Genomic DNA, 16,763 nt, shown 5'->3' on the forward strand with positions numbered 1-16,763 from the left:
GCCCGGACTCCCCGGACGCCAAAGTAAAAATCAGTCGATCAACGCGCCCGTCATCTCGCGGATGATGGCGGCATGGTCCTCGAAAAACTGGTCGGCGCTCAGACGGCCGAGCTCGTGCCAGGATGCGCTCGCGGCGTCGTCGTCGCCGCGTACCGAGAACATGGGCTTGCGTGCGGGAAGGTCGAAGAGAAAGGCCTGGGTCACGACGCGCCCGCGTTCGGAGCGGTCGGGATGGTCGAATAGCCGCGTCTTGGTCTCGTCGATGAAGGAGGCGAGCATGGCCGGAGGGATCTCGCCCTTCTGGTCGGAGATTTTGGTCTCCTCCTTCAATTCGCGCACAGCCGCATCGCGAAAGCTCTCATTGGGATCGACATGGCCGCCCGGCAGGGCGAGCAGCCCGGCGCCGGGACGCCGCGCGCGCTCCACCAGGAGAATATGGCCCGACTGAACGACCACTGCATCGACGCAATTGATGAACACAGGGTAGGGTGTCTTGCCCCAGGCGGCCTTGTAGTCGCGATAGAATTCCGTCTCGCCGACCAGCCATTTGAAGGCGTCGGTCAGCATGAAACGGGCGAGAAACTCGCTCGTCTCCGCAGGACAGAGCGGCGCGTCGGGAATGCGCGGCGCGCGGCGCAAATAATCCTCGCGCAGATCGGTCGAATTGAGCGTGCCATGCTGCGTCGGCACATCGACCGCGTCCCAATTGGGAAACATGCGCAAATAATAGGAGGACTTGTCCTTGCTGTGGCCGATGAGCCCCACCGAGGCTCGCTCCGAGCCGCCGTCCTCGGCGATCGCCTCGTCGACGCTGCGCTGGACATGGGCAATCCAAGCGCGGTCGTTGTAGAGAAAATCCGGCAGCGGCCGGACGAGAATGCGATCGGGCGCAGCCTCGATCGCGCCGCGCGCGGCGAGGATCGTGTCGCGCCGCTCCTCATAGGTGAAAGGGTTGCGCGGCGATCGCGCGGCATTGGACGAGCCGACCAGCACGATGAGCTTGCGCCCGGCGGCGAGCGCCTTACGCATGACATGGAGGTGGCCGTTGTGAAGGGGCTGAAACCGCCCAATGAACACGAGATAATCGTGTTTTTGCGCCGATGCGCTCATATTCAGGTCTCCCCTGAAAGATGTCGATGTCTCGGACTCCCCGTGACATGCGGAGCTTAGGCGCAGGCCAGGGCGGCCGTCAATGACCTTGTCGCGGACAGTTTCTCAGCTTGATCGTCGCGCGGAGAGCGGCGGCGCAGCTCTGGACAACACTTCGGTTCAGTCGCCGTCAGTGGCAGGGCTCCGAATCCGGGTTAATGGGCTGAGGCTTCCAAGGCGATGGCGAGATAATCCTCGCGCCAGCTGGCGATTTTTCTGCGGAGCTTGATGCTGGTGCGTGTGGGCTTTGTGGCCTTGCGCTGCGGTTTCATGGGCTTGTTCTCGGGCTCGGGGGCGGTGCGGATCATATTGATGGCGAAATGCCTGACGACGGCCATGTTTCTCGCGCCATGGCCCTTGCGCAAGCGGGATTGGTCTTCGGCGAAGACGACGTCGAGCACCCAATGCAGCTGGTTCTCTATGCCCCAATGGCCGCGCACGGCCTCGCCCGCCCGCTTCGCTGGGAGAAGGGCCGAGGAGATGTAATAGCGCGTCTCGAAGCGGCCGCGGTCGGCAAGTTCGGCCTGCGATTTGACGCGAATGATCGTCGCGGCGTTCGGCAGGCGCAGCTCGCCCGGAAAGCGGCGCTCGCCGTTCAGCCAGTCGATCTCGGTGATGACGCTCACGCTGCGCTGCTCGATGCGGCCATGGCCCTTGTCGAAATCGACGCATGTGTCGATCCGCGTCGCGGCGGAAAAAGCGCTCTCGATCTCGGCGCGCAGGGTCGGCTGATTGGCTTTGACCGCCAGCAGATAATCGGCGCCCTTGTCCACGATCGCCTGGGCGATCCTGGCGTTGGTGGCGATGGCGTCGATGGAGACGAGCGCGCCTTTCAGCGAGCCGCCTTCGGAAAGGCGATCGAGCAGGACGGGAATGGCCGATAGTTCATTGCTCTTGCCCTCGACCGCCTCCTGGCCGAGCACGAGGCGGCTCGTGGTGGCGAAGGCGGAAACGAGATGCAGCGGGGCTTTGTCCTCGGCGCGATCATGGCTGCGACGCGAGGTCTTCCCGTCGATGGCGATGAGCTCGGGTCGCTCCGGCCAGGTCTCGCGCACCCAGCCAGTGAAGGCCGCCGAGAACAGCGCCGGATCGACGCGGTTCATGAGCAGGGTGAGCCAGCGTCCGCCCGGCACGCCGTGCTCATAAGGCAAATAGCGGCGCAGGAAGCCGATGTTGGCCTTGCCCCAAGATGCAATAGCGTCGAAGTGATCGCAATCGGCCATGGAGGCGCAGACGACGAGCAGCAGCACCTCGCGAAGCGGATGCGCGACGCGCCAGGGCTCGCGCGGGTCGTCAATGATCGAGAAATGGTCGAGAAGCGCTTTCAGACGCGACTTCTCTTTGAAAACTGCGAAGGCGAGGCTCATCACGGCGGCTCCAGAATCACTCCGCCGATAGGGAATCACGCCTGACCCAATCCGTTAACCGCCGTTAACCCGAATTCGGAGCCCTGCCGTCAGTGGAACCGCGGTTGACGATGTATGCACTGCGCTATATTCTCCTGAAGACAACCGAGACGCAGATGAAAGCCCCCGCTTCGCACGAGACCGCCTTCCGCGATGCCACGAGCGCCGACCCTTTGCGCGAGGCGTTTCTCCGTCGCTCGATAGATACGATCACTCGGATTGCCGCGCATGCCGATCCGAAAATACTCTCTGACGCGCTCGCCGCCTCGACCGGTTTCGGCGCCCTCGCGCGCGTACTGGCGGACACCGCGACCACCGAAGCCTCGCTTGTCGACCTGGACCCGATCGCCCCGCTTGTGGCGCGGAACGCGGGACATCGCGTCCAGATCCTCGACGCCGCTGGAGGCACGCTCTCCTCGAACGAGGTCGCGCAACTGCTTGGAGTCAGCCGGCAGGCGATCGAAAAGCGCCGGCGCGCCAACGCGCTGCTCGCCGTGCGCATGGGCCGTGATTGGCGCTATCCACGTTGCCAGTTCGACGAGGCCGAGGGGACGGTCGTCGCCGGACTGCCGAAGCTTCTCGACGTCTTCGCCAGATCCGGTCCTTGGGTCGCGATGGATTTTCTGTTGACGGCCGACGAAGTTCTCGGAAACGAGACGCCGATGCAAAGGCTGCGGCGTGAGGGACTGACCCCCGAGCTGGAACGTCTCGCCCGGGTCGAACAAGGCGACGGCTTCGCGTGAGCCCGGCCCGAGGCCCTTCGGGCGTCGCGGCTTTCCCCCCAGCTGCTCTCGCCACTGCGGCACTACCGATCGAGATTCTGCCAGCTCGGATGGAGTTCCACCGCGTCCATCGCACGGAGCATCATCCGATATTTTTCGGTCCGGGTCCGGGAGCGCCACCGACTTATCGCTTCGATAGCGCCTCGGGCTCATTTGGCGTGCTTTATGTCGCATTTCGCTTCGCCGGCGCGCTGGTCGAGACCTTGTCGCGCAACCCACGCAGGAAAATGGTCGCTCAAGCCGACATCGAAGCGCGCGCATCGAGCGTCGTGCGCTGTCGGCGTGCGCTCCGTGTTGTACAGCTGCACAGCGCCGGGCTGCAGATTCTCGGTCTCGACAATTCCATCTCGACGGGACCTTACGAACCTTGCGGCGCCTGGGCCGATGCGCTGTGGGCGCATCCTGACGCGCCTGATGGGCTCGCCTTCCGCTCACGGCACGATCCCGACCAGATATGCTTGGCGATTTTCGAGCGGGCAGGCTCCGGCTTCGACGCGGAACCAGCCGTGCGGCTCGTCGACCGGCTTCCGGAAGTCGCCAATATCCTCGGCGCTTACGGAAAATCGATCCTGCCGACGCCTCGCTGACGAAAAAGGGAGAGGCTGGTAGTCTTTGCCACGCTTGAGGCGCGTCTTGCCAAATCGGCTGAAGTTCACTCCGGTGCTGAGAGACGATGCGGAATGTCAATCGGCATCCAAAATTGACCCCCGATCGGCGTTCAAAATTGACCCCCATTTGGCGTAGGGCGGAACGCGAGCGCTCGCCCCGGCGGAGCTGGCGGGATTGCGCAGCCGGGGCGAGTGCGTTTCGGTTCGCGATGTGATCGGGAGGATCAGGCGCGGTTCTTGAAGCGCCAGCTTTCGTTGCCGGTTTCGACGATGTCGCAATGGTGGGTGAGGCGATCGAGCAGCGCGCTGGTCATTTTCGCATCGCCGAACACGCTCGGCCATTCGCCGAAAGCGAGATTGGTGGTGACGATGATCGAGGTTCGTTCGTAGAGCCGACTGATCAGATGGAAGAGCAATTGTCCGCCCGACTGCGCGAACGGCAAGTAGCCGAGCTCATCGAGTATGATGAAGTCCATTCTCGTGAGATAGTCCGCAAAGCGTCCCTGACGACCGCCTCGCGCTTCGCTCTCGAGCCGGTTGACGAGCTCGACGGTGTTGAAGAATCGGCCACGTTTTCCAGCGCGAATACAGCTTCTGGCGATCGCTATCGAAAGATGAGTCTTCCCCGTGCCGGTTCCGCCGACGAGAACGCAATTACGTTGTTGGTCGAGGAAGCCGCCGCCTGCGAGATCGCGCGCCAGAGCTTCATTGATCGGCGCGCCCTCGAACTGGAAGTCCTCGACGTCCTTCGCCAATGGCAGCTTCGCGACCGTCATCTGATATTTGATCGAGCGCGCATGTTTTTCGGCGATTTCCGCCTGGAGAAGATCGCCGACGATGCGCGGCGGCTCATGCTGCCGCTTTATGCCCGTCGACATCACCTCGTCATAGGCGCTCCTCATGCCGAAGAGCTTGAGCTCTCCCATGAGATCGAAGAGCTGCGTGCGTTCCATCAGGCCGTTCTCCTCAATTGATCATAGCGGGCGCAGTCGGCGAGCGGCATGTGCAGCAGCGTCAACGACTGGGGTGTGGGGATCGCCGGAGGTGGCGGCGGCTCGCGCCGGCGGGCGAGAATGTTGAGAATGACGTCGGCGGAATGGACGCCTTGGCCGAGCGCCTCCGCGCAGGCTGCCTCGACAGCGGTCAATCCATCGTCGACGACGGCGGCCAGAATCTTGACCATTTGTCGATCGCCGTCGTCGCCGGTGAGCTTGCGTCGCACGCGTTCGATCGCGCCCGGCAGCACCCAATCCTTGAATGGCGCGCCGTTCCGCAGCGCGCCGGGCTTGCGCGCGAGAACCGGCACGTAATGCCAGGGATCGAAGATCGTCGCGCCGCGCCCGAAAGCGCGCGCATGTTCGGCGACGACGCGCCCTTTTTGACGGAAGACGATGCGGTCGGCGTAGGCGTGGATCTCGACCGGGGCGCCGACGGCGCTCGCATTGACCGAATATTTATTGTTGTCGAAGCGCATAGCAGTTGCGCTTGCGCAAGCTGCGTACACTTGCTTGCGCGGCAGGTCTTCGACACCGACGCCGTCAGCTCGTGGAATCCGTCGAACCGTCCGCGCAGCGGGACGAGCTTCGGCCGCTCTTCCTCGAAAACCTGCCAAATCGTCTTGTCCGGCATCTCGGGATGCGGATGCGCCTTGGCGTAGCCGACGCATTTATCGAGAAGCCACGCGTTCATATCCTCATAGGTCTTGAACCGCAGGCGCGGCGTGAAGAACCGTTCCCGCGCCAGGCCGACCTGATTTTCGACCTGGCCTTTCTCCCAGCCGGACGCCGGCGTGCAGGCGACCGGCTCGACGAGATGATGGCTGCACATTTGTGCGAAGCGTCGATTGAACTTGCGCTCCTTGCCGACGAAGATCGCCTCCACCGCCGTCTTCATATTGTCGTAGATGCCGCGCGTGCAGGCGCCCCTGAAGAAGGTAAAGGCGCGATCATGCGCGTCGAAAACCATCTCCTGCGTCTCGCGCGGATAGGCGCGAACGAACAGCATGCGGCTGTGGCACAGACGCATGTGCGCGACCTTCACGGTCGTCGTCACGCCGTCGAGCACAACGATCTCGTGGCTCCAGTCGAACTGATAGGCTTCGCCCGGCGCAAAGCTCAGCGGCACATAGGCGGCGGCCGTCGCCGCGCCTTGCTCGCTGCGCCATTTGCGCGCGTAGCGACGCACGGCGTCATAGCCGCCCGAATAGCCCAGCCCGCGTAAGTCCTCGAAAACGCGGATCAGGGTCAGCCGCTCGCGCGCCGCCTTCTTCTCATTCTCCGCCAGCAGCTCGTCGAGCTTCTCCGACCAAGGTCCGAGCTTGGGCAGTGGCTGATTGTCGCGCTCATAGGCGAAGGAGGTCGCCTCCGAGCGCAATGCCTTGCGGACCGTGTTCCGTGAAATGCCCAGATCGCGGACGATCTCCTTGATCGTCTTGCCCTTGATGAAATGCTCGCGACGGATTCGCCCGATCGTCTCCACAATCAACATCCCCCTCCACCCGCCCTTGCAACCAAAGCGGGAGGACTGTCCGGCCTTCACCAGAGGGGGTCAATTTTCGACGCCGATTCCCCTCGTATGGGGGTCAATTTTGCACGCCGAATAACACTCGCGCTCCCCGGAGCTGAACCCTGTCGAAAATATTTGGCAGTTCCTACGCGCCAACTGGCTCTCGAACCGCGTCTTCGAGACCTACGACGCGATCATCGACGCCGCATGCGATGCTTGGAATCGACTCATCGCACAGCCCCAGTCCATCACATCGATCGGAATGCGAGATTGGGCGCATATCGGTCAATCGTCATAGCCTTTGGTATGATCGCGAGAAGCGGCTCACGCTCTGTCGTCGTCTCGCCACCGCCGCGGCCGTCGATCATCCGGTCGAGCCGAAGGTCCGCGCATGCGACGATTCCTCCACCGCCGCAGCGCATGTCTTCCCGTGCCCCGACTGCGGCGGGCTCATCCGCCGCATCGGCGCCGTTCCACCCGCGAGGGCTCGCCCGTTCCGCTGCGACACGTCATGAGCCCGGCCATCGCCTCCGCCCGGAGGGAGCGCCGGACACCTCCCCGTTTTGCTCGCCGCACCATGTGTCGGCGGAACGCCGGGCATGCGGGAGAGCGCGCAGAGCTGAAAGGAGGCGCTCGTCGAGCTGAAGAAGCGCGGCCTGGTGGTCGCGCGGGAGATCGCCGTCGGCGACGGCGCCCTCGGCGTCTGGAAGGCTCTCGAGGAGGCGTTCCCGAAGACGCGCGATCAGCGCTGCTGGGTGTACAAGACGCTGAACGTCCTCGACGAGCTGCCGCCATTGCTAAAAGCGGCATGAAAACCCCATTTAAATTTATCGGCCCCACCAAAATTCGTGACAGAACCCGAGCAAGTGCTATCTGGCGTTGGTTCCTGGAGCATTATTCTTGCCGTCGTTATAGTCGAATCGCTGGCCGTCGACTTCAATGCTACGAATGCGCGAGCCATATCCGCCGCCGTGACGGACTGCCGGCTTCTGCGCGGCGACCGCCAGCACATGTCGCGGACGCGCGCGGGCCGCGGGAGGCGGAGTTTCGGCGGGCTCCACGTTCTGCATATTTTCGCTGACGGAGGGAGTGACCGCCGCCATGATGGCTGATTTGCCCGACGCCGTCGATAGGGTCGGGTTCGGGGGCTTGGATGATACGTTCGCGGCGGCGCTCGTGAGCACATTGGCAGCCGAGAGAGCCGTCTGCTGGATTTGGGTTGCCTGCGCCTGCGTCGCGGCGCGCGCTTCCGCCTTCGCGTCGCGATAGGTGCTGTTGGTGACGGTCCCACTCCCGGAATCGTTGACGCCCACTAACCCGCTCGAGCCATTGGTCACGCTGCCAGTCGCGGAGGAATTCTCGATCGCGCCGTAATTATAGCCGACGAGGCCGCCGGCGCGGCCGTCATCGGGGCTCCCCTGCGATACGTCTCCGCTCGCGGTCGAATTGCTGATGGCGCCGAACGCATTGGTCCCGACCAGGCCGCCCGCGCCGAACAATATCGCCATGACATTGCCGCTCGCCGAGGAATCGGAAATCGCGCTGCGGACACTGAAGCCGACCAATCCCCCGACAGTCATATAACCGGTCACATTTCCGCTCGCCCAGCTGTTGGATATCGTACCGTAGGTCTCCTTGTTATTGAGCGTCGAGCCGCTCACCCCGCCGACGAGGCCGCCGACGGAGGATGCGTTGGGAGCGTAGACATTGCCGGTCGCATAGCTATCGGAGATATTGCCGCTACTTACACCGGTATAATTGGTGTATTCGCTGACGCTGGACAATCCGACCAAGCCGCCGATATTTGTCGCGCCGCCTGCAGTGGCGGCGGTGCTGGTTACATTTCCGGAGGCGTAGGAGCCGCTGATATTACCTTCGTTTATTCCGACGAGGCCGCCGATATTGCTGCCGGGCGACGTCACATTTCCGGTCGCATAGGAATTAACGATCGTGCCGACATAGCTGGCGCCGGACCCAGCGAAATAAAAATAGCCGTTAGAGCCGACGAGACCGCCGACATTCGATAGATCGGTGCTGTTCGAATTCGCAGCGCCGACGTCAACCGCTCCTGTCGCGTAGGAATTGCTGATGAGGCCGCCGGAATTCCACCCTACGAGACCGCCGAAGTTCGAGCGGATAGAGGTGGCCGAATAGGCCGTCACATTTCCCGTAGCGTAAGAGTCGGTGATGACGGCTTGCAGCCCGCGGAGGGCCAACGGCAAATTCCACCCCACGAGGCCGCCGACATTGGTGACGCCGGCAACATCCACATCAGCGTGAGAATTAGAAATCGTGCCGCCGAAATTCGTCCCGACCAGGCCGCCGACATTGCTGCCATCGCCGACGACGGTTCCGGTCGCATAGGCGTTATAGATCGTTCCACCGTAATTTGCGCCGACCAGCCCAGCAGATCGGTCGCCGCCCGTCATCGACACATTCACCAATCCGATGTCTCGGATGCCCACGGGATCGGAGACAAAGAACCCGCCCATTGTGGCGATGAAATTCGCGCCGTTCGATCCAGAGGAAATCGTCAGATTGCTGATCGTATGGCCGAGACCCGCGAATGTGCCGATGAATGTGTCGATCAGCGCGTTGTCATAGGTCGTTCCCGTGGCGTCGAGATCCCGCGCCAGAGCATAATTGCCGGTGACCGTCTGGCCGGTGAAGGCGGCGATCTCGTTCATGCTGTGGAGCAGCGTATAGGCGGCGCCATTGATCACGAGGCTCGCGCTCGAGCCGCTGAGCGTCACCTTCCCGCCCGTGTCCGTGTCGATATAATAATCGGTCCCGGAGGTCGCACTGCTCGCCGAGGCGTAATTGCCGTAATTCAACGCCAGGCCGGCGCTCTTTCCGGTCGCGGTGATCGCCGCATTCACATAGATGTTGCTCGTCGCATTCAGCGTTAGGATCGTGCTGCCGGACCAGCGCACCGCGTCATTGACATAGATGTTGCCGTCCGTTCCGCCGCCGCTCGTGGACCACAAGGTGATGTTGTTGTTCGCGAGCAGGCTGCCGAGCAGCGCTCCGGTGATGTCGCCGCCGCTCGACGCGATGGTGAAGCCGTCTGGATCGATGATCCAGCTCCCGGTTTCGCCCGTCGACGACGCCGTTGTCACCTCTGCGCCTTCCGCGATCGTCACCTTGTTTCCGCTGGTCTCGATCGTTCCGCCCTTGCCGCCATTGGGCGCGGAGGCGTCGAGCTTGCCCGTGACCTTGGTCGTTCCGCCAGAGGCGAGCAGCTTGATCTGGCCGATCTTCACCGTGCCTCTCGACGACGGGCCGCCGGTGAGATCGGCGAGCGTGCGCGCCTGAATGATCCCGCTGTTGTTGACCTGCGCCGAGAGAACCGCATCGGCCGCCTTCGCGGCCATCACGACGCGGCCGCCGTCGGCCTTGATCAGCCCCTTGTTCTCGACCAGCGCATCATAGGTTCCTTTGTCGATTGTCACGTCGAGCAGCGAGTCGCCGCCGAAATTGAGCGTGATCTTATCTCCCGACGCGAGCGCGATGGATCCGAGCTTGGCGGTGATCGCTCCCTCATTGGAAACCGAACGGCCGAGCAGCACGACATAGCCGCCATCGGCCGCGGTGATCGTTCCCCGATTGACGACCGCGGCGGCGGAGGAGCCGGAGAACACATAGTTTCCGGCCATGAAATCATTGTTGGAGATGTCGCGCGTGGAGGCCACAAGTCCGCCGACATTGACCTCCGCATTTTTGTGAACAGCACGCCCGCGGAATTGACGATGAACACATTGCCATTGGCGTTGAGCGCGCCGGCGATGACGCTGCTCTCATTGCCGACGACGCGGTTGAGCGTGACGGAGAGCGCGCTCGGCTGAAGGAAATTGACGGTCTCACCCGAGGCGATAGAGAAGCTCTGCCAATCGATGACGGCGCGATTGGTCGACTGCGCGACATTGGTGACGCTGCCGGCAGAGGAGATATTCGCCGAGCCGTCGACCACGACCCCGCCCGTCGGATTGGCGGCGGCGAAACGCGGAAGGGCGAGAACCGCCGCGATCGCCGTCATCGTGGCGAAAGACGCCTGCAATCGCCGAGCATGATCGGAGAGAGGGGAAGGCCGGCGAGGAAGGAGCAGGGTGGCATGAGAGCGATTTTTTTCGGGGAGCGTCATCGGGCTGTCTCTTAGCGACATCGCAATATATTGAACTTTAATAATAATGAGAAACCGGTCCCCGTCAATACGGCGGCCATCTAGACGCACCCGTCGCGCGGACGCCCACCGCAGTCGATCAACTATTTGATATATAGCTCTAATATTGAGCTACTGAGAGTCGTATTGATCAACGATTGGCCGATTTGGTTGTAAAATCAGCACAGACTCGGTCCAGGCGCGAGTTTTTTGAGCAGAATTTGATCGGATGCCGCGCTAATTTTTTTCCGTTGAAGTAAAGTCTGTCGATCGAACCATTCCATTCGCTCGGAAAGCGCGGCGCGTATTTTATGTAATCAGGTTACTTGACCAAAGCCAGGCGATCGACGTATGCTCCTGAAGCTCCAGCGCAGTTTTTCGGGCTGTGAAAAATGGTCATAAATTTGAAGAACCTTCTACCGGAAGAGACGATGATCGAGTCTCGGCTGTCCGCGACGGCTCCCCCGTCGTCTCCGCTGCAGATCCGACGCGGGCAGAAGCACCACGACAAAGGCGTCGAATATTCTCGCGCCGACCGCTGGACGAAAGCGTTGCACGAATTCGAGGAGGCTGTCCGCTGCGCGCCCGATCAACCGCGCTTTCATTATGGTCACGGTATCGCGCTCTCTCGTTTCGATCGCTTCGAAGAGGCGATTGCGGCGTTTCAGCGTGAGCTGGCGATGAAGCCCGATCATCCGCCCACTCTCGCCGAGATCGGCGCCTGTCATGCGCGCCTCGGCCGTCGAAAAGAGGGCATCCCGTATCTGCGAAAGGCGCTGAATCTATTTGGCGGAATGCCGAATCATCAGTTCAATCTCGGTCTCGCTCTTCTTTCCGAGGGCAAGCCGCTGGAGGCGATCGCCGCCTTCGATCGCGCGCTGGCCCTCGATCCCACCTATATCAACGCTTATCGGCTGCGCGGCCTCGCCCATGCGATCAACGGAAACCAGCAGCAATCCGTGCAAGATCTTCATGCGGCGGTGGCGCTCGATACGAGGAATTACCAGACCATGCTGGTGCTCGGAACGCAGCTCGGCAAGAGCGAGCGCGAGCGCGAGGCGGGCATGTTGTTCGAAATGGCGGCGAAGGTCGCGCCGGACATTGCTCTGCCGCAATATTTCTTCGCTCATTTCCTCATCAGCCATCACCTTTACGAGATGGGCCTGAAACATGTGGATCGCGCCATCGCGCTGGAGCCGCGATCGGGCGAATATCAGGCTTTGCGCGCTTTCGGCCTGCTCGGGCAGGGCCGCATCGACGAATCGGTCGCGAGCTATCGCCGCGCCGGCGAGCTCGATCCGAGCAGCGCCGATATCGCCGGTGGATTATTGTTCACCTTGCAGCATAAAACGGGCGTGACCAAGCAGGACTTGCTCGACGCGCATAAGCGATGGGCCGCGCTCTATCGCCCGCGGGAGCCCAAAGATCGATTCGCCTTCGGCAATGATCCCGATTCCGGCCGCCGGCCGCGGCTGGGCCTTGTCTCGGCCGACATGCATCGCCATGCGGTGACCTATCTCGTGCTGCGCGCCTTCGAGCAATTGGGAGCGCTCGGCTATGAGATCTTCTGCTACAAGACGGATCGCAAGCGCCAGGACGACGAATTCAGCGATCGATATAAAGCCGTCGCCGCGAGCTGGCGAGACGTCTCCGATCTCGACGACGACCAATTGGCCGCTCTGATCGCCGAGCAGGGCGTAGATGTGCTGTTCGACCTCTCGGGCCATACGCATGGATGTCGCCTAACGTTGTTCGCCCAACGGGCCGCGCCGGTGCAATTGAGCTGGGCCGGCTATGTCGGAACGATCGGCCTCGACACATATGATGGGCTCATTGCCGACCCCGTCGAAGCGCCGCCCTGCGACGACGAATATTATGTGGAGCCGATCATTCGCCTTCCCGATTGCTACGTCTGCTATCAGCCGCCCTTGCGCGCGCCCGATGTGGGTCCGCTTCCTTTTCTCGAGAGTGGGGTATTCACCTTCGGATGTTTCAATCGTCCGGCGAAGCTCAACGCCGAGGTGGCCCGCGCTTGGGCGCGAATTCTCGAGCGCGTCCCGAACGGGCGAATCCTTCTCGTCTATGGCGGCTTGCAGGAGCCGACGACGCAGGAGGCGGTCTATATGATACTCGAGAATGGCGGGCTTTCGCGCGAGCGCGTGGATCTCATCGGCGAATCCGATCAGCAGAAGCTCCTCCAGGCCTATGTCGAAAGGATCGATCTCGCGCTCGACCCGTTTCCTTATTCGGGCGGCGTCACGACGCTCGAGGCGATGTGGATGGGCGTTCCGGTGGTGACGATGGTGGGCGAGACATTTGCCGGACGTCACTCCGCGACGCATCTCACCGCGGCCGGACTCTCGCATTTCTGCACGTATAGCGTCGAGGACTATGTCGAGCTGGCCGTCGGTTGGGCCGAGCGTCCGCAGGAGCTGGCCTCGCTGCGCCTTCGTTTACGCGAGCAAGTCGCCTCCTCGCCGCTCAATGATCCTGTTCGGTTCGGAAACAATCTTTCGACGGCATTGATGGGGCTTTGGAAAGACTGGTGCGATCAGCGCGCCGTCATCCACGGCGAGGGATGACACATCGTCTCGGGGGGGGGGGAGTTGTGTGGACACGCGATTTGGAGTCGGAGCGCTCACGGGGGCGGGGTCCGAAAGCGCGGGCGCGCGACTATTTTAATATAGTGGCGCATATCTCGAATAAAGCTGCCGATAATAATGAATATACTGAACGTTGGTCCTTGACGCAAACAGAGGGTTGTGCAAAGCTTATATATGTAAACGCTATATATAATTACTCGACGAGAGCCAAGACTTGAGTCGACTTACCAAAGAGGTATGTAATGTTGCCAAGTAGCAAGATAAAAGAACTCGTTCTCGCCGGAGCGGCTGCCGCCGCTCTGATGGCCGCCGCGCCCCCGGCTCAGGCGACCACCACTATCTATGTCGCAGTCGCAGCCAACTTCGCAAATCCGCTGAATGATATCATCGGAAAATTCAAGACTTATGCACTGTCGACCTATGGTTACGACTACGACGTGACCTATACATCCGGAGCCTCTGGCAATCTACTGAGCCAGATCACCGGCAGCTGCGCTACAACGCCGACCTGCGCCACCACCAATCCCAACGCCTGGGGACACTATGACCTGTTTCTCTCAGCGGATGTCTCGCGCCCGCTGACTTTGTACAGCACCTATCCTTCTCTGGTGTCGACTTGGACGACCGGCGCGAGCCCTGCGAGCGCGAATTATCTCTTCGAATATGCGCAAGGATATCTCGAGCTCTACACCAACACCGGCGCCTGGAACGTGAGTTCGGGATTGCCCTCGGGCTGGACAACGAAAGGCGTCGGCATCGCCGCCCCCGGATCGGCGCCTTATGGCCTCGCGGCGACGCAAGAGCTCTGGAATGCCTATACCGTTACCTCAACGAGCGCTTTGGTCCATTCCACCTACGCCGATATCGCGTCCATCTACAATGCGGTGGTCGCAGGAACCGAGACGTTCGGTTATGTCGCGAAGTCACAAATCTGCTCGGCGGGCGCTGTGAACGTGCCGTCAACGCGACACCAGTCGATATCACCGAGTTCGACCACTTATAATGCGATCATTCAAGACGGTGTCATTATCGCCAACACCACGGCTCGGACGCGTACAGCCGGCGAAGAAACCGAATTGCGGCTGTTCGTCGCATATCTGAACAATCATACGACATCGCCTCCATCTGACACCGTAACGACGCTTCTGAACTATTGCTACGGTGTGCCATGATTACGCCTGACGGAGAGGTGCAGCCGCGTTCCGTGAGCTTGTGACTTCTAGACTTCGCTGACCCAGCCATGGTTGGTCGGCTCTAAAAACTCGGTCGATCCGCGGCGATTTTGCCGATCGCGGATCGACGGTTCTGGTGCGAACGGCGTGAGCGGATAATAATCCGATTGTGTCGCAAATTTGGCTTTGTCGCAATTTCTGTTTATAGACGCGCGAGCGTATGAGAATGACGCGGCTCACGCGGGGAGGGCGTAGAACTGCTGGGCTGGACGCAATTTGCCCGCGTTGCATCTACCCTTTTCGGATCATGTGCATCAGCTCGATGCCGGAAAGCGTCGCAGCAGCGGATCGAAATGATTTGAAACCCAACATCGGTCGCGTCACTCGCTTTACCGCTCGATGGTCCTGCTCGACGATATTATTGAGATATTTGATGCGGCGGATTTCGATGTCCGCTTCATGCTCCGCATTGTAGCGTTCGATCGCCGCCGTGTTGGCGCCGCTCTTGTCGATCGTGATCTTCTCTGGCTCGCCATGCTGGCCGATCGCCTTGCGCAAAAAGCGCAACGCGGCTTTGCAGTCCCTCTTGGCCGTCAGCAGGAAATCCACCGTCCCGCCTGCCTTGTCGACCGCCCGATACAGATATTTCCAGCAGCCTTTGACTTTCACGTAGGTCTCATCGAGACGCCAGCTGGATCCGATCGAGCGCTTGCGAGCGTGGAACTGTTTCTCCAGCAAAGGAGCATACTTGACGACCCAGCGGTTGAGCGTCGAATGGTCGACTTCGACACCTCGCTCTTCCATCATTTCCTCGAGTTGACGATAGCTCATCGGATACGCCACATACCAGCGGACGCCCCACAGAATCACGTCGCGTTCAAAATGGCTGCCCTTGAAATCAATCATCGCACTCGTCCGCAGATCCACTGCCGGCAATTATAGCCCAAACCGACCTGCGACAAAAATTCGCGACAGAACCGGCGAATGCGCCAACTAGCTTGCAAACGCCGGATACGCTTTCGTCAAAATGTGAAACGCTCTAGACCGGACAGCATCACGGGGATAACCAGGCCTCTGCATGACGTAGTGATCGTGGGCCTAGAAGCGGCGTCATCTGCTGCCACAAGCTTGCACTTTGGACAGCCCGAGTCGCTAGAGCTTCAATAAGGCCAGTTGCGACGGCTGTCACCAATCCTTGATCGCTACTCTCCATAGCCTGCTCAATCAATGAGAACAGGCGGCGGTTAGTGTCGACGTCTGCGCTACCAAAGTTCTCGGCGATCCGATCGCCAAGGGCGGCGAACAGCGTCGTTACAGGTGGCTCTTCTGGCCGCCACTCGTCGAGTGTTTCCTGGTACGCAGCTTTTACGCCACCAGAGGCTGCAACCAACAAACCCAGAAACTCTTCCCGGCCCATCATCACCGTCCCCCCAGCGCATTGCTCATATCTCTGATTACGTTTTCCGCAGCCGCTCGGTCACCGGGCAGAGCGGTCGGGTTCTTCGAAAGCCAGCGCTCAAGTGCCCGAATGCTGTCCGCCGCCTTTTGAGAATGGAAAGGGTTCTGTCGCGAATTTTTGTCGCAGGTCGGTTTGGGCTATAATTGCCGGCAGGGGAGTTGGCGGACGAGCGCGATGATCGATTTCAAGGGCAGCCATTTTGAACGCGAAGTGGTCCTGTGGGGCGTCCGCTGGTATGTGGCGTATCCGATGAGCTATCGCCAACTCGAAGAAATGATGGAAGAGCGCGGCGTCGATGTCGACCATTCCACGCTCAACCGTTGGGTCGTCAAGTATGCCCCTTTGCTGGAGAAGCGGTTTCGTGCTGGCAAGCGCACGGTCGGTTCGAGCTGGCGGCTCGATGAGACCTACGTGAAAATCAAAGGGTGCTGGAAATATCTGTATAGGGCGGTCGACAAGGCCGGCGCGACGGTGGATTTCCTGCTGACGGCCAAGAGGGACTACAAAGCTGCGTTGCGCTTTTTGCGCAAGGCGATCGGCCAGCATGGCGAGCCGGAGAAGATCACGATCGACAAGAGCGGCGCCAACACGGCAGCGATCGAACGGTACAATGCGGAGCATGAAGCGGATATCGAAATCCGCCGCATCAAATATCTCAATAATATCGTTGAGCAGGACCATCGAGCGGTGAAGCGAGTGACGCGGCCGATGTTGGGTTTCAAATCATTTCGATCCGCTGCTGCGACACTCTCGGGGATCGAGCTCATGCATATGATCCGAAAGGACCAGTTGCGGACCAGGGGCAAATTGCGTCCAGCGCAGCAGTTCTATGCACTCCGGCGTGAGCTGCGTCACGCTCACACGCTCAACGCGTCTATATAAACAAAAATTGCGACAAAGCCAAAATTCGCGACAGAACC

Annotated in this window: 13 protein-coding genes and 3 pseudogenes; 8 read left to right on the forward strand and 8 right to left on the reverse strand. The window is 60.9% G+C overall.

Going from position 1 to position 16,763, the window contains the following annotated elements; genetic code table 11:
• Positions 1–30: 30 nt before the first annotated feature.
• The gene (locus CQW49_RS24025) at positions 31–1,110 is read right to left on the reverse strand and encodes a bifunctional nicotinamide-nucleotide adenylyltransferase/Nudix hydroxylase (RefSeq protein WP_003615646.1); all 1,080 of its coding nucleotides are present in this window, start codon (positions 1,108–1,110) and stop codon (positions 31–33) included.
• Between the two features lie 194 nt (positions 1,111–1,304).
• Positions 1,305–2,516: an ISAs1 family transposase gene (locus tag CQW49_RS24030; RefSeq protein ID WP_024750118.1), complete on the reverse strand. Its 1,212-nt coding sequence runs from the start codon at positions 2,514–2,516 to the stop codon at positions 1,305–1,307.
• A gap of 110 nt (positions 2,517–2,626) precedes the next feature.
• Between CQW49_RS24030 and CQW49_RS24035 the strand changes: the two genes are divergently transcribed.
• Both CQW49_RS24035 and CQW49_RS24040 read left to right on the forward strand, forming a co-directional pair.
• Positions 2,627–3,298 carry a helix-turn-helix domain-containing protein gene (locus tag CQW49_RS24035; protein WP_003616229.1) on the forward strand — a complete coding sequence of 224 codons (672 nt, stop codon included), beginning with the start codon at positions 2,627–2,629 and terminating at the stop codon, positions 3,296–3,298.
• 89 nt (positions 3,299–3,387) lie between these two features.
• On the forward strand, positions 3,388–3,924 hold the full coding sequence (locus tag CQW49_RS24040; RefSeq protein WP_003616226.1) for an RES family NAD+ phosphorylase: 537 nt from the start codon (positions 3,388–3,390) through the stop codon (positions 3,922–3,924).
• 245 nt (positions 3,925–4,169) lie between these two features.
• Here the strand turns inward: CQW49_RS24040 and istB are convergent, their stop codons facing one another.
• A complete protein-coding gene (gene istB, locus CQW49_RS24045; RefSeq protein WP_024750120.1) occupies positions 4,170–4,898 on the reverse strand; it encodes an IS21-like element helper ATPase IstB in 729 nt (242 codons plus the stop codon).
• Positions 4,831–6,432: pseudogene (gene istA, locus CQW49_RS24050) on the reverse strand (IS21 family transposase). The gene istB and the pseudogene istA overlap by 68 nt, the downstream one beginning before the upstream one ends.
• Before the next feature lie 118 nt (positions 6,433–6,550).
• Here istA and CQW49_RS24055 point away from each other — a divergent pair.
• Both CQW49_RS24055 and CQW49_RS24240 read left to right on the forward strand, forming a co-directional pair.
• Positions 6,551–6,748, forward strand: a pseudogene (locus tag CQW49_RS24055) (IS630 family transposase); the annotation flags it as partial.
• A 328-nt stretch (positions 6,749–7,076) separates the two neighbouring features.
• Positions 7,077–7,241 (forward strand): annotated as a pseudogene (locus CQW49_RS24240) (transposase); the annotation flags it as partial.
• A 78-nt stretch (positions 7,242–7,319) separates the two neighbouring features.
• Here the strand turns inward: CQW49_RS24240 and CQW49_RS26235 are convergent.
• Together CQW49_RS26235 and CQW49_RS25975 are read right to left on the reverse strand one after the other, a co-directional pair.
• The gene (locus CQW49_RS26235) at positions 7,320–9,824 is read right to left on the reverse strand and encodes a beta strand repeat-containing protein (protein WP_338065229.1); all 2,505 of its coding nucleotides are present in this window, start codon (positions 9,822–9,824) and stop codon (positions 7,320–7,322) included.
• 74 nt (positions 9,825–9,898) lie between these two features.
• A complete protein-coding gene (locus CQW49_RS25975; RefSeq protein ID WP_244593456.1) occupies positions 9,899–10,399 on the reverse strand; it encodes a two-partner secretion domain-containing protein in 501 nt (166 codons plus the stop codon).
• Here CQW49_RS25975 and CQW49_RS25980 point away from each other — a divergent pair.
• The 3 genes from CQW49_RS25980 to CQW49_RS24075 all read left to right on the forward strand — a co-directional run bounded on the left by CQW49_RS25980 (position 10,302) and on the right by CQW49_RS24075 (position 14,384).
• On the forward strand, positions 10,302–10,520 hold the full coding sequence (locus CQW49_RS25980) for a hypothetical protein (protein ID WP_244593457.1): 219 nt from the start codon (positions 10,302–10,304) through the stop codon (positions 10,518–10,520). The genes CQW49_RS25975 and CQW49_RS25980 overlap by 98 nt on opposite strands.
• A 520-nt stretch (positions 10,521–11,040) precedes the next feature.
• Positions 11,041–13,191 (forward strand): tetratricopeptide repeat protein, encoded by a 2,151-nt coding sequence (locus tag CQW49_RS24070; protein WP_003615549.1) that lies wholly within the window; start codon positions 11,041–11,043, stop codon positions 13,189–13,191.
• A 263-nt stretch (positions 13,192–13,454) separates the two neighbouring features.
• Positions 13,455–14,384, forward strand: a complete 930-nt coding sequence (locus CQW49_RS24075; protein ID WP_003615551.1) for a substrate-binding domain-containing protein — start codon at positions 13,455–13,457, stop codon at positions 14,382–14,384.
• A gap of 236 nt (positions 14,385–14,620) precedes the next feature.
• Here the strand turns inward: CQW49_RS24075 and CQW49_RS24080 are convergent.
• Together CQW49_RS24080 and CQW49_RS24970 are read right to left on the reverse strand one after the other, a co-directional pair.
• A protein-coding gene (locus tag CQW49_RS24080; protein WP_420845637.1) for an IS6 family transposase occupies positions 14,621–15,290 on the reverse strand; the annotation gives its coding sequence in 2 pieces (ribosomal slippage) (positions 14,621–14,683 and positions 14,685–15,290; 669 coding nt in all).
• A 148-nt stretch (positions 15,291–15,438) separates the two neighbouring features.
• Positions 15,439–15,804, reverse strand: coding sequence for a DUF7674 family protein (locus CQW49_RS24970; protein ID WP_155931345.1), 366 nt, complete (start codon positions 15,802–15,804; stop codon positions 15,439–15,441).
• Between the two features lie 213 nt (positions 15,805–16,017).
• Between CQW49_RS24970 and CQW49_RS24090 the strand changes: the two genes are divergently transcribed.
• Positions 16,018–16,725, forward strand: a complete 708-nt coding sequence (locus CQW49_RS24090; RefSeq protein WP_081735805.1) for an IS6 family transposase — start codon at positions 16,018–16,020, stop codon at positions 16,723–16,725.
• The last annotated feature ends 38 nt before the right edge of the window (positions 16,726–16,763 follow it).

Source organism: Methylosinus trichosporium OB3b, assembly GCF_002752655.1.
Taxonomy (GTDB): domain Bacteria; phylum Pseudomonadota; class Alphaproteobacteria; order Rhizobiales; family Beijerinckiaceae; genus Methylosinus; species Methylosinus trichosporium.